Here is a 16,350-nt window from a genome sequence, read left to right as displayed (position 1 = left end):
ACCTCACCACCGTTTGCCCGACTGGTTTTCGAGCAAGGGACGCACTTTGGCCGAAATGGCTTCACGCGCCCGAAAAATTCGAGACCTCACCGTACCGATGGGGCACCCCATCGCGGTGGCAATTTCTTCGTAACTGAGCCCTTCGATCTCTCGCAGCGTGACAGCTTGGCGCAGATCATCGGGCAAAGCCTCCATGGCTGCATTCACGACCTGGGCGATTTCCTGGGCCGCAAGAACAGTTTCGGGGGTTTCGTCGCTGGTTAGTTCGTGTCCAAGGCGGGAAGTTTCATCTTCATCCTCGGAGCCCCGGAAGGCATTTTCGGAAATGACCGGGTTGCGCTTCATGTCCATCAGCGCCTTCTTGGCTGTGTTGACAGCAATCCGGTAAAGCCAGGTGTAGAACTGGGCGTCGCCGCGAAACTGATGCAGCGCCCGGTAGGCGCGAATGAAGGTTTCCTGGGCAATGTCCTGAACCAGGTCCGTGTCGCGCACCATGCGCCCGATCAGTCGTTCGATGCGGCGTTGGTACTTGATGACCAGCAATTCATAGGCGCGCTGGTCGCCCGCTACCGTGCGCTCCACCAATTGGAGGTCGCTGTCTTCGGAGGGGGAAGGCGGAATTACAGTCATGGATACTCAGGATTCACGCCCTACGGCAGCTTGCCGGGCGGTTTCGTCAGCGTTGTCAGCGCCCGATCTGGCGCGCGAATATACCGCACGGCGCAAGTCCATCCAGCGCTCTGGCTGGCTGGAGCGACCCAGCCACAGCCACAAGGGTGAAAGCCCGACGGGCAAGATGCGCACCCATAGATACGCCTGCAGATCCAGAAGTACCTCAGGGGGCGCAGAGAGCGCCAGCGGCGCACTGGTGGGCGGCGCCACTAGATTCAGCGTCCAGGCTTGGCCGTCGAATCGCAAAACCCCACGGGGTTGGCGCCACCAAAAATGCGTTGCACCCGCGACTGCAAGCACCCAGAGGCAGAGAGCTACTGCGATGGCCAGATGTGCGGCCCGCCCCCCTTGCGCTACCCAGGCAACCAAAACGGAAGCACCAGCAAGCACCCAAGCAGCCAACAGCACACCCAAGACCTGGCTGCGCTGCATCGGATATTGGACGGAAGGAGGCTGTCGCAAAAGCCGTGTCATAAGGCCGCCCCCTTCGACGGGTGGGTCAAACGCCAGCTTGATGCCGAACCGACACAACGGCTACTGACACGCCACCCGCAATCCCACGAGCGAGACGTACTGGAAATGAACCCGTGATATCTGCGCGCAATCAGACGCGTTTGAACACCAGCGTTCCGTTGGTGCCGCCAAAGCCGAAATTGTTCTTGACGGCCACATCGATCTTCATGTCCCGTGCCGTATTGGCGCAGTAGTCGAGATCACACTCCGGATCCTGGTTGAACAGGTTGATGGTGGGTGGCACTTTTTGTTCGTGCAATGCCAGCACGGTGAACACACTCTCAATCCCACCCGCACCGCCGAGCAAGTGGCCCGTCATGGATTTGGTGGAACTCACAACGGTCTTGTAGGCATGGTCGCCCAAGGCCGCCTTGATAGCGTTGGTTTCGTTGATGTCACCCAGGGGGGTAGACGTGCCGTGGGCGTTGAGGTAGTCCACCTGATCGGCATTGATCCCCGCATTGCGCAGCGCACTAAGCATGGCGCGCCGGGGTCCATCCATGTTGGGGGCGGTCATGTGACCTGCATCGGCACTCATGCCAAAACCGCTGAGTTCAGCGTAAATTTTCGCACCCCGGGCTTTGGCATGTTCGTACTCTTCCAGGACCATCACACCGGCGCCTTCGCCCAGCACAAATCCGTCGCGATCCTTGTCCCAGGGACGGGATGCTGTCTTGGGGTCGTCGTTGCGGGTGGACAGGGCCCGCATGGCGGCAAACCCGCCAATGCCCAGCGGGGATACCGTGGATTCGGTACCGCCTGCCACGACCACGTCTGCATCGCCGTATTCGATCATGCGCCCCGCCTCGCCGATGCAGTGCAAGCCCGTTGTGCAGGCCGTCACCACAGCAAGGTTGGGGCCCTTGAAGCCAAAGCGCATGGACACATGCCCTGCCACCATGTTGATGATGGATGCAGGTACAAAAAATGGCGTGATGCGCCGTGGTCCGCGGCTCACCAGTTCGGCGTGGGTGTTTTCGATCAGCGGGAGGCCGCCAATGCCGGAGCCGATCACGCAGGCAATGCGTGTGGCGAACTCCTCACTGAGCGCTTCACCCGTGGGAAGCCCTGCGTCCTGCACGGCCTGAGCCGCAGCAGCGATGCCGTAGTGGATGAAGGTGTCCATCGCGCGCGCATCCTTGGCGCTGATGTACGACTCCAGGTCAAGACCTTTGACCTCTCCCGCAATCTTGCAGGCGAAGTTCGACGCATCGAACTTGGTGATGAGATCAATGCCGGACTGGCCGGCAAGGAGATTGGCCCAGGACTCGGCCACCGTGTTACCCACGGGGCTGACGCAACCCAGGCCGGTCACGACAACGCGACGACGGCTCATGCGTATAAAACCTTCTGCTGATCGCTTGAGTCAGGCGCAGGGCGCCGCTCAGGCCTTCTGGTGGGTGTTGGCGTAGTCGATGGCGTTTTGCACCGTGGTGATCTTCTCGGCGTCTTCGTCCGGGATCTCGATGCCGAATTCGTCTTCCAGAGCCATCACCAGTTCGACCGTGTCGAGCGAGTCGGCACCGAGGTCTGCCACGAAGGCCTTTTCATTGGTGACTTGGGACTCTTCCACACCGAGTTGTTCGGCAATGATTTTTTTGACGCGTGCTTCGATATCGCTCATGGTTTCCCTCTGGGGGTTGTGAATGAATCCGCGATTCTAGCCGCTTAAGGAGAAGCCCCTAAACGACCCGCCGTCCGGATGAACCGGCGTTAACTTGTCTTAATTACATGTACATGCCGCCATTGACGTGCAACTCCTGCCCCGTCACATAGCCCGCCTCGCGCGAGGCCAGGTACGCCACCGCGTGCGCGATGTCGGCCGGCTTACCCATGTGACCCAGCGGGATCTGCGCATTGAGCGCTTTTTGCTGGTCTTCGGACAACACGGAGGTCATGTCGGTCTCGATGAAACCGGGTGCCACGCAGTTCACGGTGATGCTGCGGCTGCCCAGCTCACGGGCCAATGCGCGCGTCATGCCCGCCACACCCGCCTTAGCAGCTGCGTAGTTGGCCTGGCCTGGATTGCCCGACGCACCCACCACGCTGGTGATGCTGATGATGCGCCCAAAGCGCTGCTTCATCATCGGCCGGATGGCGGCGCGGCTCGTGCGGAATACCGCCTTGAGATTGGTGTCCAGCACGGCATCCCAGTCGTCGTCCTTCATGCGCATGGCCAGAGTGTCGCGCGTAATGCCCGCGTTGTTCACCAGCACATGCAGGCCACCTTGCTGCTTGACGATGGCGTCCATCAGAGCCTCGACCGCAGCCACATCGTTCACGTTCAGATTGGCACCGCGGCAACCAGGGTAAGCCGACAGCGCCTGGCTGATGCGCGCAGCGCCTTCATCCGTGGTGGCCGTGCCTACCACCTGGTAGCCGCGCACCGCCAACTCCAGGGCAATGGCAGCACCGATGCCGCGCGATGCACCGGTCACCAGCGCCACTTGCGCTGCTGTCTGGGTCGATTCCGTCATGCCAACAACTCCCGGGTTTCAGCCAGCGTGGCCGAGTCAAACAATGCTGCACCGACCAGTTCTGGGTCGATGCGTTTGGTGAGGCCTGCCAGCACCTTGCCAGGGCCACATTCAATGATGTGCGTCACACCGCGGCCTTTCAGCGCACGCACGCATTCCACCCAGCGCACGGGGCCAAATGCCTGACGGTAGAGCGCTTCGCGAATGGCATCAGCGTCTTGCTGGACCACCACGTCCACGTTGTTGATCACCGGAATCTGAGGGGTAGCAAGCGCAACCTCCGCCAGCGCCATACGCAGCTTTTCAGCCGCAGGCTTCATCAGGCTGGAATGGAAAGGCGCCGACACCGGCAGGGGCAATGCGCGCTTGGCGCCCGCCGCCTTGAGCACCTCACAGGCCTTGTCCACACCCGCCTTGGTACCGGCGATCACGGTCTGGATCGGGTCGTTGAAATTGACAGCCTCCACCACCTCGGCCGTACCTGGCCCGAACGATGCCAAAGCCTCAGCACAACCAGCGATGACCTTGGAAGCCTCCATGCCCAGAATGGCCGCCATGGCACCGGTGCCGACAGGCACCGCCTCTTGCATGGCCGCCGCACGCAGCCGCACCAGCGGGGCCGCCTGCGCGAGCGTCAGCACACCCGCCGCCACCAAGGCGGAGTATTCACCCAGCGAATGCCCGGCAACGACCACCGGGGCTGCGCCGCCTTCTGCGCGCCACACCCGCCATGCCGCCACGCCAGCGACCAGCATCACCGGCTGGGTGTTGGTGGTCAGGGCCAAAGCCTCCTTGGGGCCTTCCTTGATCAGCAGGCCGACATCCTCACCCAGAGCATCCGAGGCTTCCTGCAGGGTCTGCGCCACCACCGGGTGGTCACCCCAACCATCGAGCATGCCGACCGATTGCGAGCCTTGCCCCGGAAAGACAAATGCAAAAGACTTCATGAAAAATCCAGAAATATGATCAAACTGGCCGGTAGCGCAGGTACTTATTGCGCCAGCAGCTACAACTTCAGGAGCACAGCGCCCCAGGTAAAACCACCACCCACGCCTTCGAGCAGCAGGGTTTCGCCTTTCTTGACCTGACCAGTGCGCACCCCATGGTCCAAAGCCAGCGGAATGGAAGCTGCCGAGGTGTTGCCGTGTTGGTCCACCGTGACCACCACCTTGTCCATGGACATCTTCAGCTTACGGGCGGTGCCCTGCATGATGCGGATGTTGGCCTGGTGCGGAATCAGCCAGTCGATATCGGCCTCGGTCAGCCCGGCCTTGGCCAGGGCCGCGTGGGCTGCCTTCTCCAGCACACCCACTGCCAGCTTGAAGACCGCCTGCCCGTCCATCTTGAGGACCGGGTCGCCAAGCACCTTGCCGCCGGATACATTGCCGGGCACACACAAAATATCGACATGCTTGCCGTCGGCGTGCAGATCGCTCGACAGGATGCCGGGCGTCTCTGAAGCTTCCAGTACCACGGCACCAGCCCCGTCACCGAACAACACACAAGTGGTGCGGTCGTTGAAGTCCAGGATGCGACTGAAAACCTCTGCACCAATCACTAGCGCACGGTTGGCAGCCCCGGTTTGGATCATGGCGTCCGCCACCGACAGGGCATAGACAAAACCGCTGCACACAGCTTGCACGTCAAACGCAGGGCATCCATTGGCGCCCAGCTTGTTCTGCAAGATGCAAGCAACTGACGGGAACACCATGTCCGGCGTGGACGTGGCCACGATGATCAGATCGATATCAGTTGGCTGCAAGCCGGCGGCCTGCAAAGCATTGCGTGCAGCCTCCAGGCCCAGGTCACTCGCCGTGACGTCGGGCGCAGCAAAGTGGCGCGCCCGGATGCCGGTGCGCTCCACAATCCATTCGTCGGAGGTTTCTATACCGCGCTGGCCCAGTTCGGCGACCAGATCGGCATTGGTCAACCGGCGGGGAGGCAAATAGCTGCCGGTGCCGGTAATGCGGGAATAACGTCTCATTATTGTGCGGTCGCCGCAACGCCAGGCAGGGGCTGGGCATCTGCAGGCGCCAGCAGTGGCGCCGCATGCGCAATCCGGGTCCGGACACGGTCGAGCAGGTTGTTGCGGGCTGCATCATACGCCCGGTTCAACGCCTGCTCGAAAGCCATGGCGTCCGCTGATCCGTGGCTCTTGAACACCAGGCCGCGCAGGCCCAGCAGCGCCGCACCGTTGTAACGACGGTAGTCCATGCGCTTCATCAACGCTTTTAGGATCGGATAGGCGACGATGGCAGCAATTTTGGTAAAAATATGGCGCGAGAATTCGGTTTTGAGTGCCCCTATGATCATCGAGGCCACACCTTCGCTGGCCTTGAGTGCCACATTGCCCACAAAACCGTCACAGACCACGATGTCCACCGTACCCTTGAAGATATCGTTGCCCTCAACGTTGCCATAGAAGTTCAAATCACCAGAATTAGCCGCAGATCGCAGCAATTCACCTGCTTTTTTGATAACTTCGCTGCCCTTGATGACTTCTTCTCCGATGTTCAGCAGCCCCACGGTGGGCTCGCCACCCTCTTGAAGGACAGAAACCAGGGCAGAACCCATCACAGCAAACTGCAGCAGGTGCTCGGCCGAGCAATCGACGTTGGCTCCTAGGTCCAGCACCGTGGTGGCGCCGCCGGTGGCGTTGGGCAGCTGGGTGGCGATGGCAGGACGGTCGATACCGTCCAACGTCTTGAGCAGATAGCGGGCAATGGCCATCAAGGCACCGGTATTACCCGCAGAGACAGCAGCCGAAGCCGTGCCATCCTTGACCTGCTGGATGGCCACGCGCATCGAAGAATCCTTCTTCTTGCGCAAGGCCACTTCCACCGGATCATCCATAGCCACCACTTCGGTAGCAGGAACAATAGTGGCTCGTTCATGGGAGAACGACTGCAGGCTGTCCGCCAGGCCAACAAGCAGCAGGCGGGCATCGGGGTGGTGGTCGAGAAACTGGCGGCACGCCGCGAGCGTGACGCGGGGGCCATGGTCGCCCCCCATGCAGTCAACAGCCAGTGTGATCATGGGCGACTTGTCCGGCCGGCCCAAGGGGCCGAGAGATGAATACGACGGTCAAAACAAAGGCCCGCGCTACAGGGTTTGTAGCAACGGGCCTTTGGATGGAGTGAAGGTCAGGCTTCAGACTTGTTCTTCAGCACCTGACGGCCACGGTAGAAACCGTTGGGGCTGATGTGGTGACGCAGGTGCGTTTCACCGGTGGTAGGTTCCACAGCAATGCCTGGCACGTTCAGGGCATTGTGCGAGCGGTGCATGCCGCGCTTGGAAGGGGACTTTTTGTTTTGCTGAACGGCCATGATGGCTCCTGATCTGGAATAGGTTGGTAAAAACGCGATCAGCCCAAAAAGACACGATGGGGTTCGCGTGAAGCCCACGATTATAACCCAAATGCTTTTTGGGTCGGTGACTCAGTCTTTGGCGTCCTTGCGCAGCGCAGCCAGCGCGGCAAACGGGTTGGGCTTTTCGGCGTTGGCTTCTTCAAAATCGTCGTCCGAAGACGCCAGCGGCACGGAGGTCGGGCACTCGTCGTGTTTGGGCACCACGGGCAACGCCATCAACAGTTCGTCTTCGATGAGTTCGTGCAGATCAAACTCGCGACTCAAGGCCAGCAGGTCTTCTTCGCTCTCATCGTCCAGAGCCTCGGCCGTGGCTTCGTCTGCCACAAAGCGGAACTCACGATCCACCTCCAGGGGCACATCCACCGGCGTCAGGCAGCGCTGGCACTCCATGGGGAAGCTGGCGCGCACCTTGATGTGCAACCAGACCTGTCCCATGCCCCCCAGCGCAGTGCGCACCTCGCCCGTCGCTTCCCAGTCCACCAACAGATCGGGGTGCAGGCCCTTGGCCTCTTGCGCCAGGCGTTCGTACTTCAGCAGCGAGTCGTGGCCCGCCAGCCGACCGCCTGCCTGTGCAAAGGCTTTCACGTCGAGGCGCTGTGCGGAGAATTCCTTGGTCATGGCGGCAGTGTAAGAGAATCGGCGCATGCATCAATCCCCCTCCCCGCAACGCCCTCTGGTATTGGGCTCGACCTCGCGCTACCGGCGCGAATTGCTGGAACGGCTGAACCTGCCTTTCGAAGTGACCGCCCCCCATGTCGATGAGACCCCCCTGCCCGGTGAAGCACCCCGCGCCCTGGCCTTGCGCCTGGCTCTGGCCAAAGCGCAAGCTGTGGCGCGGCAGCACCCCGAAGCCGTGGTGATCGGGTCCGACCAGGTGGCCGACCTGGCCGGAGAGCCGCTGGGCAAACCGGGCCAGCACGATCGCGCGGTGCAGCAGTTGCGCCAGATGCGCGGCCAGACGGTGGTGTTCCAAACCGCTCTGGCGGTGGTGTGCGCGGCCACCGGCTTTGAACAGGTGGACCTCGCCCCGGTGGAGGTGAAGTTCCGAGACCTGTCTGACGAAGAAATAGAGCGCTACCTGCGCGCCGAACAGCCCTACGACTGCGCGGGCAGCGCCAAGAGCGAAGGCCTGGGCATTGCCCTGCTGGACGCCATCCACAGCGACGACCCCACGGCACTCATCGGGCTGCCACTGATCCGCACATGCCGCATGCTGCGCGCAGCAGGGCTGGTGCTGCCATGAACGTAAAAACCGGCACGCTGTACCTGGTGCCCGCCCCCCTCGACTTTGGCTGCGACACCCAGGCCCCGCTGCAGGACGCCCTGCCCTCGGCCACCCTGCAGACGGCTGCACGCCTGACCCACTGGGTGTGCGAAAACGCCAAGAGCACGCGCGCATACCTCAAGCGCATCGACGCGCTGCACCCCCTGGCAACCTCCCTGCAGCAGCAACAGATTACCGAGCTGCCCCGCGAGGTCCACAAGAAGGGCGACCATGGCGACAAAGGCTCTGCCCCGTTCGACGCACGTCCTTTGCTTGCCGCGGCGCTGAACGGGCACGACATTGGCCTGGTCAGCGAAGCGGGCATGCCCGCAGTGGCCGACCCTGGCTCGTCGGTGGTGCGGGCCGCGCACGACCTGGGCCTGCGCGTGGTGCCGCTGGTGGGACCGGTGTCGCTGCTGCTGGCCTTGGCAGCCAGTGGCCTGAATGGACAAAACTTCGCCTTCGTCGGCTACCTTCCACAAGACGGACAAGAGCGCACGCAGCGCATTAAAGAGCTGGAAGGCATCGCGCTGCGCACGGGCCAGACCCAGCTGTTCATCGAGACCCCATACCGCAACCCTGCCCTGTGGCAGGCATTGGTACAGACCCTGCAGCCCCACACCCGCCTGGCGCTGGCCAGCGGCCTGACCCTGCCCGACGCGCGCGTGCAAAGTCAGCTGGTACGCCAGTGGAAACAGCAACCAGCGCCACCGGACAACCGCACACCCGTGGTGTTTGCACTGGGGCGTTGAGGCCGCAACATCATCTTACGGGGCCTCGCCTGAAATGCTACATATTTAGAAGCACTCAAGGCATGTCGCACTAGCGCAATCGCCTCAAAACACCTTAAACCGCCCCGCAACTGCCTCCGCACCAGGACCAAGGCATGCGCACAATGCCCCCACAAAAAAGCCCCGGCAGATACCTCTGCCGGGGCTTTGAATAGCTATCTATCGGGGATCAAGGGCTTGAGCCCCCCCCCTGCCGCTTCCAGCGCGGATATCAGCGCAACTGCGGCCCCGATACGGCCAGCGACTTGACGGCCCCCATGCCCACGGCCGCGCCAAACCGCTTGGCCAGGCGCTCGGCCACGTTGTCACGGCGGGTGTAGTCGATGATGTCTTCGGCCTTGACCACTTCGCGCGCCACGTAGTCCAGGTTGCCCAACTTGTCCGCCAGACCCATTTCCACGGCCTGCTGGCCGGTCCAGAACAATCCACTGAAGGTATCGGGCGTGGTCTTGAGACGATCACCCCGCCCGGCCTTCACCACGGCAATGAACTGCTGATGGATTTGGTCGAGCATGGTCTGTGCATAGGCGCGCTGCTTTTCGGTCTGCGGGCTGAAGGGGTCCAGAAAACCCTTGTTCTCACCCGCCGTGAGCAAGCGGCGCTCCACGCCCACCTTCTCCATCACGCCAGTAAAGCCAAAACCGTCCATCAGCACGCCAATGCTGCCCACGATGCTGGCCTTGTCCACATAGATATCGTCAGCGGCGGCAGCGATGTAGTACGCAGCCGAGGCACAGGTTTCTTCGACCACGGCGTAGATCGGCTTGTTGTGCTTCGCTTTCAGTCGCACGATCTCGTCGTTGATGATGCCCGCCTGCACCGGACTGCCACCGGGCGAGTTGATGAGCAGCACCAGCGCTTGCGAGCCCTCATCCTCCAGCGCACTGCGCATGGCGGCCACCACAAACTCGGCGCTGGCCTCGGCGCCGCTGGCGATCTCGCCCTTGATGTCCACCACAGCCGTGTGCGGCGTGCTTTTGCTGGTGCTGGGCGATGCCTGGCGCAGGGCCACGAACGCAACAGCGGCAAACAACACCAGCCACGCCAGGCGGAAAAATATCTTCCAGCGGCGGGTGCTGCGTTGTTCGTTGAGGGCGGCAAAGGCCAGCTTTTCCAGCGTGGCGCGTTCCCACCCGGGTTCACGCGATGAATCGCTCACAGGTGCTCCTGAATTAGTAGCTGCGTGCGCCCACAGATCGGGCGCGGAATTGTTTTTGGTGTCAAAGCCCGACGAACCGGGCTGCTGGGGGTCTGTCATGTCATGCGTCCTGGGCACTGCACCGCTGCGGGCCGCGCGTCGCGGTGACCCGCACCGGGCGGCAGCACATCCGGGTAATTCATCTGCATTTTCTAGAACTCTACGGGCTGCAGGTTGTAGGCAGTATGCCAGCGCACTACGCCATCGCTCTCCGACAGGGCAATTTTCACCAACCCGCCGCGGCAGGGACCGCCCGCGCACTGGCCGGTATGGGGCAAGTAGGCCGCCCCGTGGGTGGCGCACAACAGCCAATGGCCCGTGTCGTCAAAAAAACGGTTGGGCTGGTAGTCCATCTCCATCGCCACATGGGTGCAGCGGTTGAGGTAAGCGTGCGGCAGGCCCTGGTAGCGGATCGCAAAGGCCCGGCAGGTCTGGCCTGCGTACTGCACATCAAACGGCACAGCCAGCCCCCCATCGACGAGGTCAGCACTGCTGCACAGCGCGATGGACTGATCAGGGGAGGGTGTGGTCATGGGCTCGTCCCGCTCCGGTACCGGCGTCAAGCGTTGTGCAGCAGCCAGTCGTGCAGTTCGCGCACCGAATGCACCACCGCGAGCGGCTGGAGGGCGTGAAAGGCGTCGGGCTCGTGGGCGCCATAGCTCACCCCAACGCTCACACAGCCTGCATTGACGGCCATCTGCAGGTCGTGTGTGGTGTCGCCAATCATCAGCAGGCGCTCAGGCGCCACGTCAAATTCGGCCATCAGCTCCTGCAGCATCAGGGGGTGCGGCTTGCCAGCGGTCTGGTCCGCGGTACGCGAGCCATCGAACACGCCGCGCAAGTCCACCGAATGCAGCGCCTCGTCCAGTCCACGCCGGCTTTTGCCCGTGGCCACGGCCAGCAGGTGGCCGCGTTCGCGCAGATCGTTCAGCAGCGGCAACACGCCGTCGAACAGGCTCAGGTCGTCCTGGTGCTGGATGTAGTGGAAGCGGTAACGGTTGCCCAGCTCGGTGTACTTTTCGGGCGGCACATCGGGGGCGGCATGGGCCAGCGCCTGCATCAGGCCCATGCCAATCACATAGGCGGCCTCCTTGTCGGTGGGCACCGTGCCGCCCACGTCGCGCACCGCTGCCTGGATGCAGCGCACGATGATGGCGGTGGAGTCGAACAGGGTGCCATCCCAGTCAAAGGCGATGAGGTCGAAGCGGCGCGGACGGAAGTTTTTGGCAGACATGGAGGGGGTTCTTCGCGCAGGATCGTCAGGCAGTGGGCACAAAATCGGCCAGCTCAGGGGGTAGCTCGGCAATCAGTTGCACACGCTCGCCCGAGGCGGGGTGGTTGAACTGTAACCGCCATGCGTGCAAGAACATTCGCTTCATCGATAGCTTCTGCAGGCGCTTGTTGAGGTCAAAGTCACCGTATTTATCGTCACCCACAATGGCGTGGCCCTGGCTGGCCAGGTGCACACGGATCTGGTGGGTGCGACCGGTCTTGATGGTCACCTCCAGCAGGGACATCGCCGGCAGGCCTTGAGCGGCGCGAGCGGGCACGGTGCTGCGCACCTTGACCAGCGTGATGGAGCGCATGCCATCCGGGTCATCGGCAGTGGTCACACGCACGCGGCGCTCGCCATCGGCCTGCAGGTACTTGTGCAGTGGCTGGTCGATGACTTTTTTGTTGGCTGGCCAGGTGCCGATGACCAGCGCCAGATAGGTCTTGCCCGTTTCGCGCTCGCGGAACTGGTCCTGCAAGTGAGTGAGCGCTGACCGCTTTTTGGCCACCAGCAGGATGCCCGAAGTCTCGCGGTCCAGCCGATGCACCAGCTCCAGAAACTTGGACCCCGGCCGCGCCTGGCGCAGCTGCTCGATCACGCCAAAGCTCACCCCACTGCCGCCATGCACCGCCACACCGGCGGGTTTGTCGATGGCGATCAGGTGCTCGTCTTCAAGCAGGATGGGAAACTCGCGCGCGGGCGCGGGACGCTCGGCCTTCTCGGCCACCTTGTCGGAAATGCGCACGGGCGGCAGACGCACCACGTCGCCGGCTTCCACACGGGTGTCAGCACTCACGCGGCCTTTGTTGATGCGGACCTCGCCGCTGCGAATGATGCGGTAGACATGCGTTTTTGGAACGCCTTTCAAGTGGCGTATCAAAAAGTTGTCGAGCCGCTGGCCAGCGGAGTCAGCATCCACTTCCACCAGGCGGGCTGCGGGAAGCCCCGCAGGGGCTGTGGGCGGTTTGGCCCCTATAATGTGTTTCACCTGCGCGTTGTTATGTAAGTGGTTGATTTGTCTGGAGTTTAGTCCACACAGCCCTTACCCCTCACGCAGGCAGGTCGATGCCAGCGGGCGTCGTGCGCGCAGATTGCAGGCCAGATGCCTGTGATGGCCTGCACGCCGTGCGGCGGGCTGACAGATTGAAACACTGATACGGAATCCCCCAAGCTGGCAGATGTTCCCTACCCGGGCGCAGCCTGTCAGCGGATCAAAGCGAGCATGTGGTTGTTGATGAGCTGGATGGTGACCTTGTGGCGGTGGCTGATGCCCCCGGCTGCACGCTCCAATTCGGCCCCAGCGCCCAGCCAGCAAGCGCAATCAGCTACTTTTTTGCTAGCAAAACTGCGCTCCTACCACTCGCCCCCATCCACGCGCCCCTGCCTCACGATGCTGCGCTAGAGCGCGGCAGATCATTGGCATTCCCGGCAATTCCCTTCGTTTCGATGCGTCAGTCCAGGCATTCACAGCTCCTGTAGAGCTTGTTGTTAATGGTTTGGAACTGTGGGCGGCAGCCCGCGCAGCTTTCCCTGCTGAGAGGGTTGGTTGCCCCGCTGCTGTCCGCAACACACTGAAGGAATCGCATCATGAAGCGGATGCTCATCAACGCCACGCAGCCCGAAGAACGCCGCCTGGCCATCGTCGACGGACAAAAGCTCCTCGACTACGAAATCGAAATCGAAGGGCGCGAACAACGCAAAGGCAATATCTACAAAGCCGTCGTCACACGCGTCGAGCCTTCGCTGGAAGCCTGTTTTGTGGACTACGGCGAAGACCGCCACGGCTTCCTGCCGTTCAAGGAAATCTCGCGCAGCTACTTCACCCCTGGTGTCTCGCCCAGCCAGGCCCGCATCAATGAAGTGATCAAGGAAGGCCAGGAACTGCTGGTCCAGGTCGAAAAGGAAGAACGCGGCAACAAGGGCGCAGCCCTGACCACTTTTGTATCGCTGGCGGGCCGCTATGTGGTGCTGATGCCCAATAACCCCCGGGGCGGTGGCGTCTCGCGCCGCATCGAGGGCGAAGACCGCGCCGAGCTCAAGGAGGCGATGGACCAGCTCGAATACCCGAACGGCATGTCCATCATCGCGCGCACCGCCGGCATTGGCCGCACCGCGCCCGAGCTGCAGTGGGATCTGAACTACCTCCTCAAGCTGTGGAACGCCATCGACGGCGCCGCCAAGGGTGGCAAGGGCGCCTTCCTGATCTACCAGGAATCGAGCCTGGTGATCCGCGCGATCCGCGACTACTTCAACAACGACATCGGTGACATCCTCATCGATACCGACGACATCTACGAACAGGCGCAGCAGTTCATGGCGCACGTCATGCCCGAGCATGCCGCCCGCGTGAAGCGCTACCGCGACGACGCCGCCCTGTTCAGCCGCTTCCAGATCGAGCACCAGATCGAATCGGCCTACGCTCGCACCGTGCAACTGCCTTCGGGCGGCGCCATCGTGATCGACCACACCGAAGCGCTCGTCAGCGTGGACGTGAACTCGGCCCGCGCCATCAAAGGCGGTGACATCGAGGAAACCGCCACCCGCACCAACCTGGAAGCCGCCGACGAAGTGGCTCGCCAGATGCGCCTGCGCGACCTCGGCGGCCTGATCGTCATCGACTTCATCGACATGGAGGAGAGCAAGAACCGCCGCGAAGTGGAAAACCGCCTGCGCGACGCCTTGCGCCAGGACCGCGCCCGCGTGCAGTTCGGCACCATCAGCAAGTTCGGCCTCATGGAAATGAGCCGCCAGCGCCTGAAGCCCGCCCTCTCCGAAGGCTCGTCCATCCCCTGCCCCCGCTGCGGCGGCTCGGGCCACATCCGCGACACCGAATCCTCGGCGCTGCAGATTCTGCGCATCATCCAGGAAGAGTCGATGAAGGACAACACGGCCGCCGTGCACTGCCAAGTGCCGGTGGAAGTGGCCTCATTCCTGCTGAACGAAAAGCGCACCGAGATCGCCAAGATCGAGCTCAAGCAACGCGTGGCCGTGCTGATGGTTCCCAACAAGACGCTGGAAACCCCCAACTACCGCCTGGAACGCCTCAAGCACGACGACCCGCGTCTGGACCACATCGAAGCCAGCTACAAGCTCGCCGAAGAAGTGGAAGACCCCACGGCCGTGACGCGCCGCTCGCAAGAGCCCACCAACAAGCAGACCCCGGTGATCAAGGGCGTACTGCCTGACGCACCCGCCCCAGTGGCCGAGCCCCGCCCCGAAGGCGCTGCACGCCCACCCCGTGGTGGCCAACGCCCTGCAGCCGCTGCCACCCCTGCACCTGCACCAGTAGCCGCTCCGGCGCCCGCCCCTGCTGCACCGCAAGAGCAAGGCTTCTTCGCCTGGCTCAAGAGCCTGTTTGGCTTTGGCAGCGCACCGGCAGCCCCCACCCCGGTCACAACGGCATCGCCCGCAGCCGCACCTGCCGCTGCTGAAACCACCGGCCGTGGCGAACCCCGCCGCGAAGGCCGCAACGGTGAAAGCCGTGGCCGCCGTGGTGGCCGCGATGGCAACCGGGACGGTCAGCGCGAAGGCGCACCACGTGATGGCAACCGCGAAGGCAGCTCTGGCGAAGGCCGTGGCCGCCGTGGCGAACGCTCGGCCGAAGGCCGCGCGCCCCGCGATGCAGACAGCCGCCCGCCACGCGACGCAGAGCGCCGCCCCGAAGGCGAAGCCCGCGGCGAAGGCCGTGAAGGTGGCCGCAACGGACGTGGCGAAGGCCGTGAAGGTGGCCGTGCCCGCCGCGACAGCGAGCCGCGCAACCAGAACGCTGGCATGAACGGTGACAACGCCACCGCCGCAACCGCTCAGGTGGATGGCCCCAACGCGGGCAACACCGGTGGCGCAGAAGGCCAACCAGCGCAGCAACCCCGTGGCGAACGCGGCCCACGCCGCGAACGCGGTGATCGCGGTGGCAACCGTGGCGAACGCGGTGAACGCGCTCCCCGCGCGGTCGAGGCCCAGGAGGCAGGCGCCCCAGCCGCCGCTGGCGACTTTGTCGACACCGCCCCACTGGCATCGCTGCCGGACCTGGACCTGAGTGGCAATGACGCAGCAGCCAACGGCAATGGCGCCACCGAAGAGCAGCGCCGCGAGCGCCGCTCCCGCGACCGCTATGGCCGTGATCGCCGCGAACGTGGCGAGCGTGGCCCGCGCGACAACAACGGCAACGCCGAAGCGGCTGCACCAGCGATGCTGGACTTTGACCCCACCCAGGCCGAGCCCACACCGGCACAGGACGAGGCGCCGCGCCGCAGCTACTTCAGCAACGCGCCCGCCGCCGAGCCCGTGGCACCGGCTGCAAGCCCTGTCGCAGCCCCTGTTGCAGCACCAGCCGCTTCAGCCACTGAGCCAGCCGCAGCGCCTGTTACCACGGCACCTGTTGCAGCGCCCGTTGCAAACCCTGCAGCCGCCCCGGTGGCTGCACCGGCGCCTGTCGCAGCACCCGCACCGGCGGTAGCCGCCCAGGCTCCCGTGGCGACAGCTGCACAAGCCAAGGGACTGCCCCGCGTTCAGGCGTTCACGCTGCCCATCGATGAACTGCAGCAAGTGGCTGCTGCATCGGGTCTGCAGTGGGTGAACTCGGACGCCGACAAGATCGCTGCCGTGCAGGCCGCCATCGCTGCCGAGCCCAAGCCCATCCGCGTGCCCCGCGAGCGGCCCCCGGCCGTGGTGCTGGACGAAGGCCCGCTGGTGCTGGTGGAAACCCGCCGCGACCTGTCTGCCATGACGCTGCCGTTTGAGCAGCCCCCAGCAGCCTGATACGCTGCAGTGGCTGCTGCCCCCAGGGCCGCAGCC

At 63.4% G+C, this 16,350-nt stretch carries 16 protein-coding genes; 3 read left to right on the top strand and 13 right to left on the bottom strand.

What is annotated here, in order from left to right; genetic code table 11:
• Nucleotides 1–3 precede the first annotated feature (3 nt).
• The 9 genes from rpoE to AC1Q64_RS08175 all read right to left on the bottom strand — a co-directional run bounded on the left by rpoE (nucleotide 4) and on the right by AC1Q64_RS08175 (nucleotide 7,648).
• Nucleotides 4–630: an RNA polymerase sigma factor RpoE gene (gene rpoE / locus AC1Q64_RS08215; RefSeq protein WP_015013192.1), complete on the bottom strand. Its 627-nt coding sequence runs from the start codon at nucleotides 628–630 to the stop codon at nucleotides 4–6.
• Between the two features lie 646 nt (nucleotides 631–1,276).
• The gene (gene fabF, locus AC1Q64_RS08210) at nucleotides 1,277–2,521 is read right to left on the bottom strand and encodes a beta-ketoacyl-ACP synthase II (protein WP_056061355.1); all 1,245 of its coding nucleotides are present in this window, start codon (nucleotides 2,519–2,521) and stop codon (nucleotides 1,277–1,279) included.
• Nucleotides 2,522–2,569: 48 nt separating this feature from the next.
• Complete coding sequence (gene acpP / locus AC1Q64_RS08205) at nucleotides 2,570–2,809, bottom strand: acyl carrier protein (RefSeq protein ID WP_003058049.1); 240 nt, start codon at nucleotides 2,807–2,809, stop codon at nucleotides 2,570–2,572.
• A gap of 103 nt (nucleotides 2,810–2,912) precedes the next feature.
• Entirely contained in the window at nucleotides 2,913–3,662 is a 750-nt protein-coding gene (gene fabG / locus AC1Q64_RS08200; protein WP_492251000.1) for a 3-oxoacyl-ACP reductase FabG, read from the bottom strand.
• Nucleotides 3,659–4,609, bottom strand: a complete 951-nt coding sequence (gene fabD, locus AC1Q64_RS08195) for an ACP S-malonyltransferase (RefSeq protein WP_492250999.1) — start codon at nucleotides 4,607–4,609, stop codon at nucleotides 3,659–3,661. The genes fabG and fabD overlap by 4 nt, the downstream gene beginning before the upstream one ends.
• A gap of 59 nt (nucleotides 4,610–4,668) precedes the next feature.
• Nucleotides 4,669–5,646 (bottom strand): beta-ketoacyl-ACP synthase III, encoded by a 978-nt coding sequence (locus AC1Q64_RS08190; RefSeq protein ID WP_492250998.1) that lies wholly within the window; start codon nucleotides 5,644–5,646, stop codon nucleotides 4,669–4,671.
• Nucleotides 5,646–6,698 (bottom strand): phosphate acyltransferase PlsX, encoded by a 1,053-nt coding sequence (gene plsX, locus AC1Q64_RS08185; RefSeq protein WP_492250997.1) that lies wholly within the window; start codon nucleotides 6,696–6,698, stop codon nucleotides 5,646–5,648. The genes AC1Q64_RS08190 and plsX overlap by 1 nt, the downstream gene beginning before the upstream one ends.
• Before the next feature lie 107 nt (nucleotides 6,699–6,805).
• Complete coding sequence (gene rpmF / locus AC1Q64_RS08180; protein ID WP_005794249.1) at nucleotides 6,806–6,988, bottom strand: 50S ribosomal protein L32; 183 nt, start codon at nucleotides 6,986–6,988, stop codon at nucleotides 6,806–6,808.
• A 111-nt stretch (nucleotides 6,989–7,099) separates the two neighbouring features.
• Nucleotides 7,100–7,648 (bottom strand): YceD family protein, encoded by a 549-nt coding sequence (locus AC1Q64_RS08175; RefSeq protein WP_056061340.1) that lies wholly within the window; start codon nucleotides 7,646–7,648, stop codon nucleotides 7,100–7,102.
• 25 nt (nucleotides 7,649–7,673) lie between these two features.
• Here AC1Q64_RS08175 and AC1Q64_RS08170 point away from each other — a divergent pair, with 25 nt between their 5' ends.
• The gene (locus AC1Q64_RS08170) at nucleotides 7,674–8,273 is read left to right on the top strand and encodes a Maf family nucleotide pyrophosphatase (protein WP_056747581.1); all 600 of its coding nucleotides are present in this window, start codon (nucleotides 7,674–7,676) and stop codon (nucleotides 8,271–8,273) included.
• A complete protein-coding gene (locus AC1Q64_RS08165) occupies nucleotides 8,270–9,046 on the top strand; it encodes an SAM-dependent methyltransferase (protein WP_492250996.1) in 777 nt (258 codons plus the stop codon). The genes AC1Q64_RS08170 and AC1Q64_RS08165 overlap by 4 nt, the downstream gene beginning before the upstream one ends.
• Before the next feature lie 250 nt (nucleotides 9,047–9,296).
• On the opposite strand, the gene AC1Q64_RS08160 is transcribed toward AC1Q64_RS08165, so the two are convergent.
• From AC1Q64_RS08160 to AC1Q64_RS08145, 4 genes are all read right to left on the bottom strand, one after another.
• Complete coding sequence (locus AC1Q64_RS08160; protein ID WP_492250995.1) at nucleotides 9,297–10,343, bottom strand: S49 family peptidase; 1,047 nt, start codon at nucleotides 10,341–10,343, stop codon at nucleotides 9,297–9,299.
• A gap of 92 nt (nucleotides 10,344–10,435) precedes the next feature.
• Nucleotides 10,436–10,816, bottom strand: a complete 381-nt coding sequence (locus AC1Q64_RS08155) for a Rieske (2Fe-2S) protein (protein WP_291432742.1) — start codon at nucleotides 10,814–10,816, stop codon at nucleotides 10,436–10,438.
• A 26-nt stretch (nucleotides 10,817–10,842) separates the two neighbouring features.
• Nucleotides 10,843–11,517, bottom strand: a complete 675-nt coding sequence (locus AC1Q64_RS08150; protein ID WP_492250994.1) for an HAD family hydrolase — start codon at nucleotides 11,515–11,517, stop codon at nucleotides 10,843–10,845.
• Between the two features lie 25 nt (nucleotides 11,518–11,542).
• Nucleotides 11,543–12,544: an RluA family pseudouridine synthase gene (locus tag AC1Q64_RS08145; RefSeq protein ID WP_492250993.1), complete on the bottom strand. Its 1,002-nt coding sequence runs from the start codon at nucleotides 12,542–12,544 to the stop codon at nucleotides 11,543–11,545.
• 599 nt (nucleotides 12,545–13,143) lie between these two features.
• Between AC1Q64_RS08145 and AC1Q64_RS08140 the strand changes: the two genes are divergently transcribed.
• Complete coding sequence (locus tag AC1Q64_RS08140; RefSeq protein ID WP_492250992.1) at nucleotides 13,144–16,314, top strand: Rne/Rng family ribonuclease; 3,171 nt, start codon at nucleotides 13,144–13,146, stop codon at nucleotides 16,312–16,314.
• Nucleotides 16,315–16,350: the final 36 nt, after the last annotated feature.

The sequence above is a fragment of the Acidovorax sp. GW835-FHT14G06 genome (assembly GCF_058793595.1).
The sequence above is the reverse complement of the archived record's forward strand: the minus strand, read 5'-3'. Positions and strand labels throughout refer to the sequence as shown.